This is a genomic window from Brevundimonas vancanneytii, from assembly GCF_901421975.1.
Lineage (GTDB): Bacteria > Pseudomonadota > Alphaproteobacteria > Caulobacterales > Caulobacteraceae > Brevundimonas > Brevundimonas diminuta.
Genome location: NZ_LR588407.1, coordinates 313,661 through 331,375, shown reverse-complemented (window position 1 = coordinate 331,375; position 17,715 = coordinate 313,661). Strand labels below are relative to the sequence as shown.

At 64.9% G+C, this 17,715-nt stretch carries 9 protein-coding genes, 1 tRNA gene and 2 pseudogenes; 8 read left to right on the top strand and 4 right to left on the bottom strand.

Annotated features, from left to right (window positions below; translation table 11 throughout):
• Positions 1–31 precede the first annotated feature (31 nt).
• Positions 32–316: pseudogene (locus FGL25_RS17145) on the bottom strand (N-formylglutamate amidohydrolase); the annotation flags it as partial.
• Between the two features lie 235 nt (positions 317–551).
• Here FGL25_RS17145 and cpdR point away from each other — a divergent pair.
• Complete coding sequence (gene cpdR, locus FGL25_RS01635) at positions 552–908, top strand: cell cycle two-component system response regulator CpdR (RefSeq protein WP_003166166.1); 357 nt, start codon at positions 552–554, stop codon at positions 906–908.
• A gap of 115 nt (positions 909–1,023) precedes the next feature.
• Positions 1,024–1,098, top strand: a tRNA-Val gene (locus FGL25_RS01630).
• Positions 1,099–1,184: 86 nt separating this feature from the next.
• Here the strand turns inward: FGL25_RS01630 and FGL25_RS01625 are convergent.
• Positions 1,185–2,033: a site-specific integrase gene (locus FGL25_RS01625; protein ID WP_197733792.1), complete on the bottom strand. Its 849-nt coding sequence runs from the start codon at positions 2,031–2,033 to the stop codon at positions 1,185–1,187.
• 675 nt (positions 2,034–2,708) lie between these two features.
• Positions 2,709–3,248 (bottom strand): hypothetical protein, encoded by a 540-nt coding sequence (locus FGL25_RS01615; protein ID WP_252969953.1) that lies wholly within the window; start codon positions 3,246–3,248, stop codon positions 2,709–2,711.
• Positions 3,249–3,800: 552 nt separating this feature from the next.
• Here FGL25_RS01615 and FGL25_RS01605 point away from each other — a divergent pair.
• The 6 genes and pseudogenes from FGL25_RS01605 (at position 3,801) to FGL25_RS01575 (ending at position 16,141) form a co-directional block, all read left to right on the top strand.
• The gene (locus FGL25_RS01605; protein WP_252969952.1) at positions 3,801–4,559 is read left to right on the top strand and encodes an ImuA family protein; all 759 of its coding nucleotides are present in this window, start codon (positions 3,801–3,803) and stop codon (positions 4,557–4,559) included.
• On the top strand, positions 4,450–6,009 hold the full coding sequence (locus FGL25_RS01600; RefSeq protein ID WP_252969951.1) for a Y-family DNA polymerase: 1,560 nt from the start codon (positions 4,450–4,452) through the stop codon (positions 6,007–6,009). The genes FGL25_RS01605 and FGL25_RS01600 overlap by 110 nt, the downstream gene beginning before the upstream one ends.
• Positions 6,006–9,394, top strand: a pseudogene (locus FGL25_RS18070) (error-prone DNA polymerase). Before FGL25_RS01600 ends, FGL25_RS18070 begins: the two are co-directional and overlap by 4 nt.
• A gap of 188 nt (positions 9,395–9,582) precedes the next feature.
• On the top strand, positions 9,583–11,244 hold the full coding sequence (locus FGL25_RS01590; protein WP_167493273.1) for a DNA cytosine methyltransferase: 1,662 nt from the start codon (positions 9,583–9,585) through the stop codon (positions 11,242–11,244).
• A gap of 74 nt (positions 11,245–11,318) precedes the next feature.
• The gene (locus FGL25_RS01585; protein WP_197733791.1) at positions 11,319–14,423 is read left to right on the top strand and encodes a helicase C-terminal domain-containing protein; all 3,105 of its coding nucleotides are present in this window, start codon (positions 11,319–11,321) and stop codon (positions 14,421–14,423) included.
• On the top strand, positions 14,420–16,141 hold the full coding sequence (locus FGL25_RS01575; protein WP_197733790.1) for a hypothetical protein: 1,722 nt from the start codon (positions 14,420–14,422) through the stop codon (positions 16,139–16,141). Before FGL25_RS01585 ends, FGL25_RS01575 begins: the two co-directional genes overlap by 4 nt.
• Here the strand turns inward: FGL25_RS01575 and FGL25_RS01570 are convergent.
• The gene (locus tag FGL25_RS01570; RefSeq protein WP_138140765.1) at positions 16,096–17,715 is read right to left on the bottom strand and encodes an NERD domain-containing protein; all 1,620 of its coding nucleotides are present in this window, start codon (positions 17,713–17,715) and stop codon (positions 16,096–16,098) included. The two genes, FGL25_RS01575 and FGL25_RS01570, sit on opposite strands and share 46 nt — an antisense overlap.

Below are 17,715 nucleotides of genomic sequence, written 5' to 3'. Positions count from 1 at the left end.
AGGGGGCGTGCACCCGCGCCACCCGCGCCTCCGCCTCGCTCCGCGTCAGCCGTCGCCCATAAAGAGGCGTCCCGTCGCCCGCCAACCGCGCCAGCACGCCATAGCCGGCCTGGGCCTTGGCGCTGACGCGCGACGCGACCGCATCGACGATCAGGGCCGGATCCCACTCGTCCGGCGCCCGGTTCAGATCGACATAGGCCCGACCGATACGCGCAGCGATCAGGCTCGCCCCCTCCCCCGGCGCGCAGTCGATCAACTGATCCACGGCCGCGTCTTCGGCGCTGCGAACCGCGCGCGCAGAGGCCGTCGCCCCCATGTCGTCGGGATAGAGGTCGCCCGAATGCGGCGAGGCGAACACCAGAGGCGTCGCCCGCCCGGCGTCCGCCGGAACGATCCAGAAGGGCGGCTGAGGCGCATCCATGCCTTCGCCATAGCCTGCTTCGCAACGGAAGGCGCGTCCCGATGCCGCCGCGCCCCCGTTCGTCTTCATCGCCGGTTTACCCGGCTAGGCCTAGGTTGGCCGCCAATTCCCCAACGGTTTCGATACGATCATGGCGCGCATTCTTCTGGCCGAAGACGACAATTCTCTTCGCGGCTTCCTGACCCGCGCCCTAGAGCGGGCCGATCATGAGGTCGTGGCCTGCGAGAACGGCGACGACGCCATCGACGCCCTGGACCAGGGGCCCTACGACCTGCTGCTGACCGACATCGTCATGCCGGGCGCCGACGGGATCGAGGTCGCCCGCGTCGCCGCCGCCCGCCAGCCGGGCCTGCGCATCATGTTCATCACCGGCTTCGCCGCCGTCGCCCTCAGCGCCGCCCAGGCCTCGCCCCAGGCCAAGGTTCTGTCCAAACCCGTCCACCTGCGCGACCTGGTGAACGAGGTCGAACGCATGATCGCGGCCTAAGCGAAAGAAAAGTCGAAGAAAGGCGTCAAAGCCCCTTGCAGGCCCCGCAAACTGCGGGTTATAGACGCCGCCTTCCCGCCCACCGGCTCAACAGCCGAGGGGCCGCAGAACAGGCGGACGCGTAGCTCAGCGGGAGAGCACTACGTTGACATCGTAGGGGTCACAGGTTCAATCCCTGTCGCGTCCACCATTCTCTTTCCTAGGTTTTTTGGAACTGCTCCCCCTCCGGGAGAGCGCGCCGCCCAGGAAACGCCCATGAAACGCTCCCCGCCCAGGTCATCGCCGACCAATCGCTGAGCGCGCTTCCTCCATGTAGTTCGGGCTGTGGTGCCCATAGACCCTGGTGATCAGCCCCTCGCTGGTGCCGGTGAAGCCCGCGACCTGCCAGGTCGGAACCCCCTTCTGAAGCAGCCAGGTGATGCAGGTGTGCTTCAACGTGTGCGGCGTCACGTCCGCCCCCAGACCTGCTCGCTCCTTGGCGCTTTCAAAGCCGCTGCGCTGACGCTGGATGATCTCCCCATCGTATTCGCAGGGGCCGTGGATCGTCAGTCTGCGCCACCGCCGCAGGTGCGGCATCAGCCGATGCGGGATCGGACAGGGCGGCCGACGCTTCCGCGTTTCCCGCTCCGCCGTGCCCCGACGATGGATGGTTTCCGTGGCCAGATCGACCGAACCCGCCGTCGGGTTCCGCATCCAGCGCAGGGACAACACGGCCGAATGGCGCGTCGCCGTATAGAGTGCGATCAGGATGAAGCGGGCCACATGATAGTTGGGCTCAGCGACACGACGCCACGCTTTGACGCCGCCCTGGTCATCAACGCCGACCGCCTCATACCCCAACGCCCCGCGTAGAAGCCGCGCCGCTTCCATCCGCGTAAGCCAGCGCTCATTAGGCTGTCCCGCATCCGGCTTCGCGATCGGGATCGGCCGATCCAGTTTTCCATGGCGATGGAGCAGGTTCAGCGCCGCCGCCAAGGTCTCGAGTTCACGCCGGGCGGTGGCCTCCACCACCGGCCTGCGCCCATGGGCGCCGCCGGTTCTCGCCTTCACGTACTTCCGGCAGGCATCGATGTTGATCGCGTCGCAGGTCAGGTCTCCCAAAACCCTCCAGCAGACGGTCGACATGATAGGGCTCCGGACCGGAATGATCGTCCCGCAGAGATTCCAGATAATAGGTCAGCGCGTCGGCGACGGCGACCTTGGACGGATGGCCATCGCCGAAATCAGGCCGGTGCTTGTCGGCTAGATAGCGGCCGAACGCTTCTTCAGCGCCTCGCTGGTCCGACTCGCCAAAGCCCGTGCCGATTTCACGTCCACGGTCGAGGATGACATAGCGGGCCTCTCGGCCCTTTCGTTCGCGCAGATAGAGGCGCGGGGGTTGGGCGGGACGCGGCACAGTTCCCTCATCGCTTCGATGGCGGCCAGAGTGGTGAAATCCTTGTTGCCGATCCGCTCGATGACCAGGCGCCCCCGGCTGGCCTCCAACCGCAGGGTGCGCACCGAGACGGAGCCGTCAGGAAAGGCGAGACGCGCCGCCACAGTCAGGCGAAGCGGGGGTCGAAGACGTGATGGCGTCAGACCTGCGGTCGTGAAGATAACGCTCTACATGGGGCAAAACAGCGAACTCGATCGTCAAAGACGACAATCGCTAGAGGCGACCGGCGGGATACCGGGACAGACACCCCAACGGGTGTCATTTGTCGTCGCCGCCCATATATACCGAACAGCGTTCCGATCGCAACAAGAAAAATCGCTTATCTTGTTGTTTTTGTTAAGAAATGATATGCGCACATCAACAGATCACGTCCTCTGATCTTTCCGCATCCAGTCCGCAGCGACGAAGGCCTTGTCCAGAAAGACCGCCACCTTCTCCCATTCGGCGCCTGCACGACCGCCTTGCGCAGCCTTCCGGCGCACCTCCGCCAGAAGCTCCTCCCGTTCGATATAGGCCGCGATCTTTTCCAGGTCAGGTCGACGCGGCGGGAGCGCCGACTGAGCGCGCTCCCTGGCCTGCTCCTGCGTACAGGCGCCCTTGAGGCGATTGGCCCGGTCGCTGATAACGCGAACATTCCCGCGCACATAGCCCAGGGCAGGCCTGATGCGGTCCAGCGAAGGCGATCCGCTCGATCGTTGAGAACCTGCCGCCAGCGGCATGCCGAACACAGGGCAAACCGGCGGCACCACCACGTCGCTACGGCGCAGGTTGAACGGAAGGCCTAGACGCGCCGCCCTTTCCCGCGCCCGCTCCAGCAAGGCCGCAACCGGATCGCGGCGACGTCGCTGGCGCATATAGGCGCTCATATAGAGGGCGTTGCAGCGCCGACATTTCGCGCGCTTCAACTGCGCTCCGTGAATGGGACAATTCAATTCGAATTGGTTCTTCATGGACAGATAAGACTCTACGTTGATAATGAGTCCATGAATTCAAAATGAGTCTAAAGAGTCAAATTTAATTATGAAGACACCTCGAGCGCGCTCCCCCAATCATCCGACAGGCGCCCAGCTGCGCGGCGCCCGAGGCCTTCTGAATCTGTCGGTCCTGGACCTGTCGGAGCGCACAGGGCTGGCCGTCAACACCATCAAGCGCGCCGAAGCGACGAACGACTTCGCGCCGATCAACCGCGCAAACGCCAACCTGTTGGTCACAGTGCTTCAAAACTTGGGGGTGGTTTTTTTGCCCGCTGACGACACGATTGGGGCAGGCGTTCGGCTGGAGGCTTCAGACACGCCCGCGTTTGCACGACGTCGAAGTGGGGAGCGAGGCCAACCAAACGCCAGAATCGGTCGTTGTCGATAACCGTATTGAGCCTTGCCTCCCGCTTCGCTTGACTCCCCCAGGGGGTTGGCGCGCATATAGAACAAATGAGGAACATTTGTTCACAGCCTGACGCTTTGACAGCGCTGAAGACGCGCCTGGAGGCCCTGGATCGGGCCGGCGGTCGTCGCGTCGGCGCGGGCGTGCGCGCGGGAAGCGACGACGCCTCTGCCCCGCTGGCCACGGGCGTTCTGCATGATCTCTACGCCTCCGCGCCCGCCGATGCCGTGGCGGTCAACGCCTTCGGGCTGGGCATGGCGCTGCGGGCGGCGGCGGGGCGGCCCATCGTCTGGGGCCTGCATGAGATGATGGCCCAGGAGGCGGGACGGCCGCACGGGCCGGGCTTGCATGAGATGGGCCTGTCGCCGCGCGACCTGCTGCTGGTGCGGACGCGCGACGTGCAGACCCTGCTGGCCGTCGGCGAAGAAGCCCTGCGCAGTCCCGCCGTGGGCGCCGTGCTGTTGAGCGCCTGGGGCGAGGCCAAGGCCTTCACCCTGACGGCCAGCCGGCGACTGGCGCTGGCGGCCGAGACGGGCGGCGCGACCCTGTTCCTGGCCCGGGCGGGGGCCCTGCCCTGTCCCAGCGCGGCCGAGACCCGCTGGTCGGTGGCGTCCTGCGCGTCAGAACCTCTGGAAGGCGGAGCGCCGGGACGGCCGTCTTTTTCGGCGACCCTGCTGCGGCGGCGCGGCGGCGGGGCGATCGGGACCTGGATCATGGAGTGGGATCGTGAACAGCGAACCTTCCGCCCGCCCGCGCCGCTATCTGGCGGTCTGGTTCCCATGGCTGCCCAGCGACCGGCTGCGGCGTCAGGAGCAGCGGGACGACGCGCCGCCTGAGGATGCGCCCCCCGTCGTCCTGGCCGAGAAGATCAAGGGCGCGCTGCGGCTAGCGGCCGTCGATCCAGCGGCGGCGCGGATGGGGCTGACCCCCGGCCTGGCCCTGGCCGACGCGCGGGCGCGGACCCCCGCCTTGCGCGTCGTCGCCCATCGACCGGATCTCGACGACGCTCTGCTGGGGCGGGTGCTGGAGGATTTCGGCCGCTTCACCCCCATGATCGCGCTCGATCCGCCGCACGGCCTGATGCTGGACGTGACCGGCTGCGCCCACCTGTTCGGCGGAGAGACAGGCCTGATGCGGACGGTCCAGGCGCGGGCCGAACGCGCCGGACTCAAAATCCGGTGCGCACTGGCCGGCACGCCCCAGATCGCGCGCGCGCTGGCCCGCTTTGGACCCGGCGGTCGGTTCGAGCCCGGGCAGGACCGCGCCGTCGCGCGCCGCTTGCCGGTCGCCGCCCTGGAGTTATCGGACAAGGAGGACGAGGCCCTGCGCCGTCTGGGCCTGAAACGGCTGGCCGATCTGGACGACCGGCCCCGCGCGCCCCTGGCCGCCCGTTTCGGCGCCGACTTCCCGACCCGACTGGCGCGGGTTCTGGGCGACGAAGACATGCGCATCACCCCGTATCGGCCTCCCGCACCCGTGGTCGTCGATCGCGTCTTCTTCGAGCCAATCTCGGCGCCCGAGGACGTGGAGCGGGTTTTGTCCGACCTGCTGGTCGAGACCATGGACAGGCTGGATCAGACGGGCCTGGGCGGCCGCGCCTTCGAGGCCGCCTTCTATCGCGTGGACGGCGAGACGCGCCGCATCGTCGTCCGCACCGGCCGTCCGACCCGCGACGCCCCTGCGACGCTGCGGCTGTTCCGCGAGCGGATGGCGGCCCTGGCCGCCCCGCTGGACCCCGGCTTCGGCTTCGATCAGATGCGGATGTCCGTGCCCTGGACCCAGGCTTTGGCTCCGACCCAGCAGGGACTGGAACGCGAGACGCCCGGCGAGGAGGCCTTCAGCCACCTGATCGACCGGCTGACCGCGCGTCTGGGACCGGAGGCCGTGCTGCGCTTCGAGCCTTTCGCCTCGCACATTCCCGAACGCGCGGCGCGGCTGGTCCCGGCCGCCGCCCGTCATGGCGACGAGACCTGGACCGATCTCGATCCCGACGATCCGCCCTTGCGGCCCCTGCAGATGTTCGACCCGCCCCAGCCGGTCGAAACCCTGGCGGAGGTGCCCGACGGCTATCCGCTGAAGTTCCGCTGGCGTCGCGTCCTGCACGAGGTGACGCGCGCAGAAGGGCCCGAGCGGATCAGCGGCGAATGGTGGCGCGCGCCGGGCCAGCGCACCCGCGACTACTACCGGGTCGAGGATCGGGACGGCCGTCGCTTCTGGCTGTTCCGCCAGGGCCTCTATGGCGAGACGCCCGAGCCGCGCTGGTTCATCCACGGCCTGTTCGCATGAGGAGGCTCGATCCTTGCGGCGCCTACGCCGAGCTGGCGACGGCCAGCAACTTCTCCTTCCTGCGCGGCGCCTCGCATCCCAAGGACCTGGTGCTGACGGCGATCCTGCGCGGCCACGCCGGACTGGGGCTGGCCGATCGCAACACCGTGGCGGGCGTGGTGAGGGCCTGGAGCGCGCTGAAGGAGATACGCGTCGAGGGCCTGGCCCCGCCGGACAGGATGCGCGACGGCGGCAGCCCCGGCGAGATCGCCTTCATCGAGGACCCGCTGAACGATCCGGCCCTGTCCGAAGAGGTGAAGCGTCGCGCGGCGGACTTTCGCCTGCTGAGCGGGGCGCGGTTGGTTTTCAACGACGGGACGCCGGACGTCATCGCCTATCCGGAGACACGGGCGGGCTGGGGGCGGCTGACGCGCCTGCTGACCCTGGGCAACAGACGGGCGAAGAAGGGGGAGTGCGAGATCGGCCTGCGCGACCTGCTGGTCGATCCTGAGGACCTGCTGCTGATCCTCGTCCCGCCGGATCGGCTGACGGGGCTGGAAGAGGTGTTGGCCCGCATGAACGCGGCGGCGCCGGGCGCAGTCTGGCTGGGCGCCGCCCTGCACAGGCGCGGCGACGACCGGCGCCGGCTGGCCCGGCTCAAGGCCATGGCGGAGCGGGTGGAGGTCCCCTTGCTGGCGCTCAACGATGTCCTCTACGCCGCCCCTGAAGACCGCGATCTGCAGGACGTCCTGACCTGCATCCGCGAAGGCGCGACCATCGAAACCGCCGGCCGTCGGCTGGAGGCCAACGCCGAGCGCTGGCTGAAGCCCGAGGACGAAATGGCCCGCCTGTTCAAAGATGCGCCAGAGGCGGTGAACGAAACGACCGCCTTCCTGTCGCGCGCGACCTTCGATCTGAGCAACCTGAAGTATGAATACCCTGAGGAGCCCGTACCGCCCGGCGAAACACCTCAGGGCTGGCTGGAAGAACTGGTGCGTCGCCGCACCCTCCTCCGTTATCCGGACGGCGCGCCGCCCAAGGTCACGACCCTGCTTGCGAAGGAGCTGGCCTTCATCGCCGAGCGCAGCCTGGCCCCCTATTTCCTGACCATCCACGACATCGTCCGTACGGCCGAGAACAAGGGCATCCTGTGCCAGGGGCGCGGATCGGCCGCCAACTCGGCGGTCTGCTACGTCCTGGGGATCACCAGCGTCGATCCGGCCTGCCACGACCTGTTGTTCGAGCGGTTCCTGTCCTCCAACCGCGACGAGCCGCCCGACATCGACGTCGACTTCGAGCACGAGCGGCGCGAGGAGATCATCCAATACATCTATGAGCGCTATGGCCGGCATCGCGCCGGCATCGCCGCCACCGTCATCCGCTATCGCCCCGCAGCGCCATCCGCGAGGTGGGAAAGGTCCTGGGCCTGACCGAGGACGTCACCGCGCGCCTGGCCTCGACCCAGTGGGGCAATTGGGGCTCCGAGATCAGCGGCCGCCAGATCGAACAGGCCGGTCTGGACGCCGCCAATCCGATGGTCGATCGCGCCGTGCGCATGGCCACGCGCCTGCTCGGCTTTCCGCGCCATCTGTCTCAACACGTCGGCGGCTTCGTCCTGACCCAGGGACGGTTGGACGAAACTGTCCCCATCGGCAACGCCGCCATGGCGGAGCGCACCTTCATCGAATGGGACAAGGACGACATCGACGCCCTGGGCCTGATGAAGGTCGACGTACTGGCCTTGGGGATGCTGACCTGCATCCGTAAGGCCTTCGACCTGATGAAAGCCCATTCAGGCGTCGAGCACGACCTCGCCTCCGTCCCGCCGGAGGAACCCCAGGTCTACGACATGCTGTGCCGGGGCCAGTCCATCGGCGTCTTCCAGGTCGAGAGCCGCGCCCAGATCAACATGCTGCCGCGGCTGAGGCCGCGAGAGTTCTACGATCTGGTGATTCAGGTTGCCATCGTCCGCCCCGGTCCGATCCAGGGGGACATGGTCCATCCCTACCTGCGTCGCCGCAACGGCGTGGAAGAGGTTCACTATCCACCGCCCGGCCGCCTCTATGGTCCGCCTGACGAGTTGAAACAGGTGCTGCACCGGACCCTGGGCGTCCCCCTGTTCCAGGAACAGGCCATGAAGGTCGCCATGGTCGCCGCCCGCTTCACGGACGCCGAGGCCAACGGCCTGCGCAAGGCCATGGGCACGTTCCGAGGTGACGGGACCCTGCACACCTATGAAGACCGCATGGTCGGGCGGATGATCGCGCGCGGCTATGATCCAGACTTCGCGCGGCGCTGCTTCGAACAGATCAAGGGCTTCGGCTCCTACGGCTTTCCCGAAAGCCACGCCGCCAGCTTCGCCCGGCTGGTCTATGTCTCTTCCTGGATCAAGTACCGCCACCCGGCGGCCTTCGCTTGCGCCCTGCTGAACAGCCAGCCCATGGGCTTCTACGCCCCCGCCCAGATCGTGCGCGAGGCGCAGGAAGTCGGCGGGGTCGAGGTGCGCCCCATCGACGTCTCGCACAGCGACTGGGACAACAGCCTGGAAGGGCCTGCGGACGCCCCCGTCCTGCGTCTGGGCCTGCGCCAGATCGACGGCTTCAGGGAGGATTGGGCCAACGCCCTGTCCGCGGCGCGGGCCGTGGCGCCTTTCGTCGATATCGAAACCCTGGCCCGGCGCGCTGAACTGCCCGCCGCCGGCATGCGCAAGCTGGCCGACGCCGACGCCTTCCGCTCCCTGGGACAGGATCGTCGCGAGGCTCTATGGGCGGTGCGCCGCCTGCCCGGCGATGATCCCCTGCCCCTGTTCGCCGCCGCCGAGGCGCGCGAACGCGGCGCTCGCGAACTGGGCGCGGAGCCCGACGCCCATCTACCCCTGATGCCGCTGGGAGAGCATGTCGCCGCCGACTACCAGACCGCGCGCCTGTCGCTGAAGGCCCACCCCATCGCCATCCTGCGCCCCGTCTTCGCCGCTGACCGGGTCCTGACCTGCGCCGAAACCGAAGCCAGGCGCGGCGGCTCCATCGTGCGGGTCGCCGGCGTGGTGCTGGTGCGTCAGCGGCCGGGCAAGGGCAACGCCGTCTTCGTCACCCTGGAGGACGAGACCGGCATCACCAACGTGGTCCTGTGGGCGCGGATGCTGGACCAGTACCGACGCGAGATCATGGGCGCCCGCCTGATGCAGGTCGAAGGCGTCGTCGAGAAAAGTCCCGAAGGCGTGGTCCACGTCGTCGCCCGCCGCGTCATCGACCGCAGCGCCGAGTTGTCCCGCCTGTCAGAGGACCACGAAGCCGACATCCAGCTCGCCCGCGCCGATGTCGTCGCTAATCCGCAACCGCCGCGACGCCCGTCGCACCGGCATCCGCGCGACGTGCGCATCCTGCCGGGGTCGCGGGATTTCCACTAAGCGCCACTTGCAGACGTTGGCATCGGGCCCGAAAGCAGACCTTCAGCAGCTAGACCACTCTAGAAGCGGCCTCTCAATCCGTGTGCACGAGGGCACAAATCGAGGCGGCGGCAGACTTCGGCTTAGACAAGATCTTGCTTTTGGCCCGCCTTTAGTTGCTATTGGCGGTTAAGGCGGGGGATACAAAATTGGGCGAACGGCAGCTTCGGGCGATAGACTTGTACTCCGGCGTTGGGGGGTGGTCGCTCGGACTTCGGCTGGCCGGCATTGACGTCGTCGCATCGTTCGAGCGTTGGGGCGCGGCCAACGAGACCAACTTCAAGAACAATCATCACCAAGCTCAGACGGTCGATATCCGGCGCCTATCGTATGACGACCTTCCGTCAGACATCGACATCGTCGTTGGGAGCCCGCCTTGCACCCAGTTTTCGTTCTCCAACCGAGGCGGAAACGGAGACCTGGACGACGGCCTAAAGGACATCGAGAATTTCCTCAGCATCGTTGATCACCTCCGACCGAAGGTGTGGGCGATGGAGAACGTCCCACGGGTCGCGGGAATCATTGCGTGTGAGCTTGAACCCGGGGGTCGGCTGGAACGGTTCGCACATCTCGGTTTCAAGCCGCATCTCATCAGCATGGACGATTACGGTGTCCCGCAGCGCCGCCGCCGCTGTGTCGCCGGTAACTTCGACTTCGAGCTGTTAAAGGAATATTCGGCCGTCCTCGAACGACCGACTTTAGGGCAGGTCGTTAAAGCCTTGGCGGCCGACCCGGTCAGTGATCCCCTGTTTGGCATCATCATGCCGCGAGCCGATCTCGTTGATCACGTGGCTGAGGAGCCTCTGAGCTTAGAAGAGGTGCGGATCAACCGCGCTAACAAGGCCAATCACACCGTCTACAACGCCATGCCTTTCCCGGACCCTTTGGACCGCAGCGTCCGGACGATCACGGCGACCTGCACACGAGTTTCTCGGGAGAGCATTGTCATCGCAGCTCCCGACACGCCAAACGCGTATCGACGCCTTACGGTTCGAGAGCGGGCGAGCCTGCAAGGCTTTCCCATCACTTTTCAATTCTATGGTCAGAACTACGGTCAGAAGCTGCGGATGGTGGGTAACGCTGTTCCGCCGGCTTTCGCGTACCTTCTCGGCCATGCGCTTAGCGGAACACCAGTGAAAGCATTGCCGCCCCTTGCCAGCCATGCGGCGAGCCTTCGGGCACCTGAACCCGTCTCCAAGGAAACTCCGCCGGATCGGCCTGGCGCTCGCTATCCGGCCACACGACGCTTCAGGTTTGCCATCCCCAGTCTGCAGTTAAAGAGCGGTGTGCGTTTCGAATTTCGCAATCGGTTCGAAAAAGGCGATGGCCGATGGGCGATCGACTTCTATTTTGGGACATCGAAGGAGATCATGTCGGTCCCTCTGGACCGGACACTCCAAGCTCGGTTCGCCTCAACCTTTCCGCAGGGTTGGCCGTCCTCAGTAGCGACAGTTTTGAGCGACCTTTCAGCCTACCTGGCCGATGCCGACCTTCAGAACATGCAGCGGGTCTGGTGCCACCAGGGCTTGGGCCTTACGCGGCCCTTCATGGTGCTGGACGAGCTTGACGCTTTGGGACGACGATTAAGAGAAGCGCTCATGGAGCATCCGCGCCTCGCTCAAGCGATTATCGATCAAGCGATAAGCTTGGTCTTCGATGAGGCCCCGTCACCCCCGCCTGGCCTGGCCAAATTGGCGCGCAACGCCGCGACGATAGCGGCAGGGTTGCTGATCGGCTCCAGCGCCAATGCGATCCTCGAGCGAGGTTTTGAACTTGAGGCAAGGCCGCGGCCTGCCGTCGGATTTGGCTGACGAACCGGAAATCGTTGAACCGAGGTAGGGTTCGCCTGATAGTGGTTATTCTGAAGCTTCGGGCGGGGGGTCTGGTGACATTCAAAGATGGGGAGTTCATCGGCGCATCTGATGCCGAAGGCTCGCGTTACGAGGCGGCCGAACGGTTCGTTCGCTATCTGGAAAACCGTATCCAGCAGGACGCGCGGGGCGATTTGGAGACGGAGTCCCCGGTCGATCCGACTGGCCGCTATTGGCTCGGACGCCTCGGCCCCAAAGACTTCGTCACGCGCCCCGACGACCGAGGTGATCGGTTGGAGCCCTGCGCCATCGGCTTCCGGATCAAACCAAAGCGAGCTGGTCCCTGGACCTTCGCCGTCAAATGTCGGTTCGTCCTGTGGCACCGGCGCCGGTCTGGCGATACCAGCGGCCTAGCCTGGGCTTGGGACAAGACAGAGCCCGTCGAGATTGTCGTGCCCATCACCGCAGAAGCCCACGCGGGGGTGCAGGTTTTTGGCGCGGAGCAGTTCGACATGGCGCTAGCCGCGGCTGGCGCGCCGTCGCTTTCGGCCGATATCCGTGTCCGCGCCACTATTCGAAGCGACGAGACGAGCTCGCTAGAAATCACCTTGGTCAATACGAGCCCGGAAGAGAAGGAGCTTGCAGACGGTCGCTTCTTCGAAGCCGAAGTCGCGATTCGCGGGCTGGAGCACGTCCCGTTCGCCCTTGAGAGCTTGCCTGACAGCTTCCGCTTCAACCGAAACGTCGCGGCTTACGGGATAAACTGCGGCGTCGAAGTACAGGGCGACGTGATCCGGACCATCGATGGGCCGGCCATGACGAGGTCACGGCCAGACTTCTGGCCGTCCAAGGAACCTCAGCCAGATCTGACCTTCGAGTCGCTGGCGAAAGCGCCAGATGCTTCCGCCAATGCGCTGGTCGACATCTTCAATCGATGGGCGGCGGACGTTTGGAGCGCTAAGACCTTGGCGACCAGGGCGGCCTCGGAAGGTTGGTCGACCGGGATGAAGCGCGAAGCGGCAGACGCAAGCGCCGAGTTTCAAGACGAACTTCATCGAGTTCGACGGGGTGCGGAGCTGCTTGCCAGCGACCCCGAGCTCAATACGGCGTTCCGCCTCATGAACCAGGCGATGGGGATATCGGCTCGCGGTCGTTACTCGGCGTGGCGTCCATTCCAGTTCGCGTTCCTGCTCGCCAATCTTCAATGCTTGGTCGATCCCCACGCCGAGTCCGAAATCGTGGACATTGTTTGGTTCGCGACGGGCGGCGGGAAAACCGAGACCTACCTTGGGCTTTTGCTGACAGCGGCATTCCTCGACCGAATGCGGGGCAAGCTGTCCGGGGTGACCGCCTGGTCGCGGTTTCCCTTGCGGATGCTGTCGCTCCAGCAGACCCAGCGCTTCGCCAACGCGCTCGCTGCCGCTGAGCTCGTGCGTCGTGACACCGGCATCGCTGGCGATCAATTCTCGCTGGGTTTCCTTGTCGGGGGTTCAGCCACACCCAACCGCATTAAGAAGGAGAGCCCGCGGCCGAACGAAGACGCCGACAAGATCGAGGAGCGGATGAACCCGTTCAAGCTGCTCGACGTCTGTCCCTTCTGCCGTAGCCGGGACTTGAAGACCGAATTCGACCGCGCGCTTTGGCGCCTGGATCACCTTTGCACGAACACCGAGTGCCCCACGCACAGCGAGCCGCTGCCCATCCATGTCGTCGATGATGAGATTTGGCGCTTCCTGCCCACCGTTGTCATTGGAACCCTCGACAAGGCGGCGAACATCGCGCGTCAGACCGGGATGCGCGGCATGCTCGCCAGCCCCATGGGCCTCTGTACGAAACCAGGGCACGGCTACACCTACGCGACGCGTGGTGACTTTCCGAATGGCTGCATGGTGCCAGACTGCAAGGGCGGAAAGCCGGGGCCATTGCCAATTGCCGCCGAACTTTATCCCGCCAGTTTCAGGCTTCAGGACGAGCTTCATCTCCTTCGCGACAGCCTGGGCGCGGTGGATGCGCACTACGAATGCGCGATGGACGGCATCCAAAGTGAGCTGACTGGCAGCAAGCCGAAAATACTCGCATCCTCAGCCACGCTGTCGGGTTACGCGAAACAGATCGAAGTTTTATATCGCCGCGCCGCCCGCGTTTTTCCGCAGCCACCTCCGGTTGATGGTCAGGGCTTCTGGGCTGCTGATTCCGGCAAGGCTATGCGGCGCTATCTTGCCCTGGCGCCGCGGCGGCTGACGGTTGAATTCGTGGTCGATCGTCTGGTCGTGACGCTGCAAAGCGCGATCCGCCGCTTAGTTGGCGACCCCGCTGCGATTTGCGCTGAGCTACAAATTGATCCCAGCTTCGCGCCCTTCCTAGTGAACCTTTATGGGACGAACGTCGTCTACGGGAACACGCTCCAGGACATCGACGCCGTCGTGCGCTCGTCGGAGACACAATATGCGGAGCTCAATCCACCGCCGAACGTGGCGACGCTGACGGGGCGCACAGATTTCGAGGAGGTGCGGGCTACGCTCGATCGGTTGGAGGCGCCGGAAGCGGACTACGAGAAACGGCTCCACTTGATCGCTGCTTCGTCGATGATGTCGCACGGTGTGGACATCGATCGGCTCAACGTGATGGTGATGCTCGCCTTCCCATTGGGCGTCGCGGAGTTCATTCAAGCCACAGCGCGTGTTGGACGGCGCTGGCCAGGTCTGGTCATCGTCGTTCCAAAGATGACCAGAGAACGCGATGCGAGCGTCTATCGGGCATTCCCCGAGTTCATCTCGCACGGGGATCGTTTCGTCGAACCCATCCCGATAACCCGAAAGAGCCGACGTGTCCTCGAGCGCACGATTTCGGGACTAGAGCTCGCTCGGATCACCCTAATCCATGAGCCGGCGTCGGGCGGCCGGCTGACGACCATCCGCGCGCTAAACGACTATGCCCGCCGCCAACCGAATATGCTGGCTGACGACGAGCGGGCTATCGCCTCCGACCTCGGCGTGACTGGCGACGACGAATTCATGCGCGACCAACTACACCGTTGGTTCCAGCAGTTCGCCCGCAGCCTGCGTGAACCACCGCCGGATTCGCGCTTCCTGTCGGACCTCAGCCCAACTGGCTCTCCCATGACTTCGCTACGGGATGTCGAGGAACAAGCGCCCGTGAAAGGGGACAGCACCCGATGAGAGAGTCCCGGAGCGGTTCGCAAATCCTGTTCGGCCATCTGCCGGAACAGACAATCGACGCCAACGGCGGCATCTGGAAGGTCAAGCGCTGGAATGATCCCAAGATCGAGTCCGCGATCGATACGGGCGCGCTGCGCGAAGAGCTGATCCGCGCCGCCTTCGCCTGGAAGGACAAGAACGAGGACGGCGGCTTTGTCGATGACCTCTACGCGCACCGTACTGTCCGGGTGAAGTCGCTTAACCGCGATGAGGGCATCTACTGCGAGCCCTTCCCGCGGTTATACCTTTGCCAAACCTGCAAGCGCCTGCATGACGAGCCCATCGGCAAGTGCCAATGCGGGTCGTCGAAGCGGCGCGGCCAACTTCCGTTCGTCGGCTATCACGACGTCTGTGGTTCGATTAAAACACCCTACGTCCGCAAATGCCCTGTTCATGGCCAACGGGCGGTCAGGTTTCCCGGGACCGCCTCAGCGGCCGAGCTGATCTTCTATTGTCCGGTCTGTTCGGACACGATTCACCGAGGGTTTGGCGCCGCATGCGACTGTGACCAAGGAGGCGCACTGTCGTTCACCGTCCACCGGTCGGGAACGGTCTTCAAGCCGCGTGGGATCAGCATGATCAATCCGCCACGCCGCGAGGTCTTAGCTCAGATTGAACAAGCAGGCGGCGGTGAGCGGGCGCTGGAGTGGGTGCTAGAGGGGATGACGGGACGCCATCTGACGGAGTCTGGCGCCGCTCAAAATCCGTCGTCGATCCGCAAGCTGCTGGAGGGGCGTGGATTCGACGAGGCGACGATCGACGCCATGATCGCGGCTATGCCCATCAGCACAGAACCGAAGGCAAAAATTCGGGTCTTGCAGACGGACCTCCGCACAGACGCGGAACGCCAGGCCAAGCAAATCGCACTGGCGACGTTCGAGAGCCGCGTGACCGTTTCGAGTCTACTGGACAAGGCGACCCAGCCCGTCTTGCGCGACCTGTACGAGGTTCAATATCCGGATGCGCTGCGCCGGGCCGGATTCGAGCGCGTGGAGCTGATAGATCGCTTCCCGGTCCTGACCGCTCAATTTGGCTACACGAGAGGCGCGCCGACGCCCGGCGACAGCCGGTTGCGCACATATCGGGATCAGAACGGCGACTACACCGTCTATGGCGAGCTGGCACAGACCGAGGCGCTGCTCATCCGACTTGACCCGCGCATGGTGCATCGCTGGCTGGTTATGCGCGGCATGACGCTTGGGACTTTCGAGGATCATCGCGGGGCGTCTGAAGCGATCTTGGCGCAGATGGGCGCCACGGACACGCCGAACGATGTGACCCACCTCGTCACCGAGGTCGTACACTCGATCTCGCACGCTTTCATCAAGCGGGCTGCGGTCTACGCCGGCATCGAGCGCAGCGCCTTGTCCGAGGTCGTGCTTCCCGCCGCCTTTTCATTCTTCGTTTATGCGGCCGCTAGAGGCGACTTCGTGCTTGGCGGGCTCCAGGCGCTCTTTGAATCCGACTTGCATCATCTTCTCAACGGCCTCGTCGATGACGAACATCGATGCGCACTGGACCCCGGCTGCGAGGACACTGGCTCAGCCTGTGCGGTGTGTTTGCATCTCGGCGAGCCGTCGTGCCGGATGTTCAACACGGCCCTTTCTCGGAAGGCCTTGGCTGGCGGTGCTGGCTACTTCGACGTCACGGCAGACGCTCCCCAGTTTAGCGACGCTTGATCCAGCGTCGTACCCACTACCACCAGGATGGAGCGCGCGCGGCTCAGGGCGACATAGGCTTCAGTCCAGATGCCTTCAGGGGCGGCGGAATCGAGCACTACTACTACTGCTTGCGCCTCCAAGCCTTTGAAGCGCGCGATTGACTCGACGGGGACGCCTCGGCTGCCCCAGCGGCCGAATGAAAAGGCACCGATCGACCTTTCGCGAAGCCGATTGGCTAGAGCGGCAGACCCGCAGAGCACGACCAGGTTCGCCGGACCGAAGCCTTCGCCGAGCAGGGCCTCCACAGCCGCCACGACGTCTTTCTCTCGCGGCGGTTCGGTCGTGGTGCGCCACACCGGTGGAGGACCGGCGACACCCTTGTCCTTGCAAACTTGATACACGACGTCCGCCACGCATTTGGCGATAGGTTGGGTGTTCCGCAGATTTTTGGTTAGCTCCCAGGTGAAGGTCTTTCCGACGCTGGCCTCCCAATCCCGTTTCCAAAGATCTTGAAGGGGATCGGCGAAAACGAACAATGGCGCATCCTCGTCCGTCGAGACCAGGCATTGAAGCGCATCCAGCCAAAGCGGCGAGAAATCTTGCCCCTCGTCTATGACAATCGCGTCGTAGATGGTCTCATTAATGGCGCACGCGTCGATCAGGATAGTTGGCGCTTCAGATTCCCACCATGCGGCAGGTTTCGACGCCGGAGTTCGCAGCTTGGCGCGCGCGGCTTCGCGCAGACATAAGCTATGGAATGTACCTGCCGTGAGAAGGGGGCTTTGCGCACGGGCGGCGAGGTCTTCTCCGAGGAGCTCATTATAGCAGATCAATAGTGTTCGGAATCCATCTCGCGCGAGTTGCTGCGCCCGCGCGACTGCCAAAACGGTTTTACCCGTGCCGGCACCGCCAACGATGAGCCCACCGCGATTGGCGCGGAGGCCAGCGAAGACATCGATCTGCTCAGCGGTGAGGACGAGCAACTCAGCTTCGGCGTCGGCGCTTCGGCTCGACAGTTCAGGTCGAACATCAACCGTGGGGGCCAGCAAGGATATGAGCTTGCTGACATCTTTCACCGACAGGTTGGCTTCAAGCTCCCAGTGCTCAATGCAGCCCTTGATCGCTTCGAGCGGGTCGTCGAGGTCGCCCCTGATAAGGCTGATCGCTCGCGGCCCTGCTGGCCCAACGCCCGGCAGCGACTTCATGTCAGGGAACACCACGGCATGCCCGACGCGAAGCCTGTTGGTCAGGTCATGACCCCGCAACCAGCCGAGCAGCGCATGCTTTGAGGCGGTCGCCTGATCAAAGGGGTTCTTGATCTCGTGTCTTTGTCCATGGCGATCGATCGTCGACCAGCGGCCTCGATCAATCTCTATGCCGCCGCCTTTGACCTCAATGACCAACATCCCCTTGCGTGGGTGGACGACAATGAAGTCGGCCTCACCATCGCCTTGGCGGCCGCAGCGTTTGGATTGCCAACTGACGCTGTGGAAGACGATCCACCCATCCGGCAGCGTCTTCAGCGCGACGGCGACCTTACGTTCGGAGGCCTCAGTGGGGTCATCGGCTCCTAGCCCGTAGTAGGTGGCCAT

Coding starts and splice junctions, on each gene's coding strand:
- FGL25_RS01570 (WP_138140765.1), bottom strand. CDS start 17,715: ATGGCCACCTACTACGGGCTAGGAGCCGATGACCCCACTGAGGCCTCC.
- FGL25_RS01575 (WP_197733790.1), top strand. CDS start 14,420: ATGAGAGAGTCCCGGAGCGGTTCGCAAATCCTGTTCGGCCATCTGCCG.
- FGL25_RS01625 (WP_197733792.1), bottom strand. CDS start 2,033: ATGTCGACCGTCTGCTGGAGGGTTTTGGGAGACCTGACCTGCGACGCG.
- cpdR (WP_003166166.1), top strand. CDS start 552: ATGGCGCGCATTCTTCTGGCCGAAGACGACAATTCTCTTCGCGGCTTC.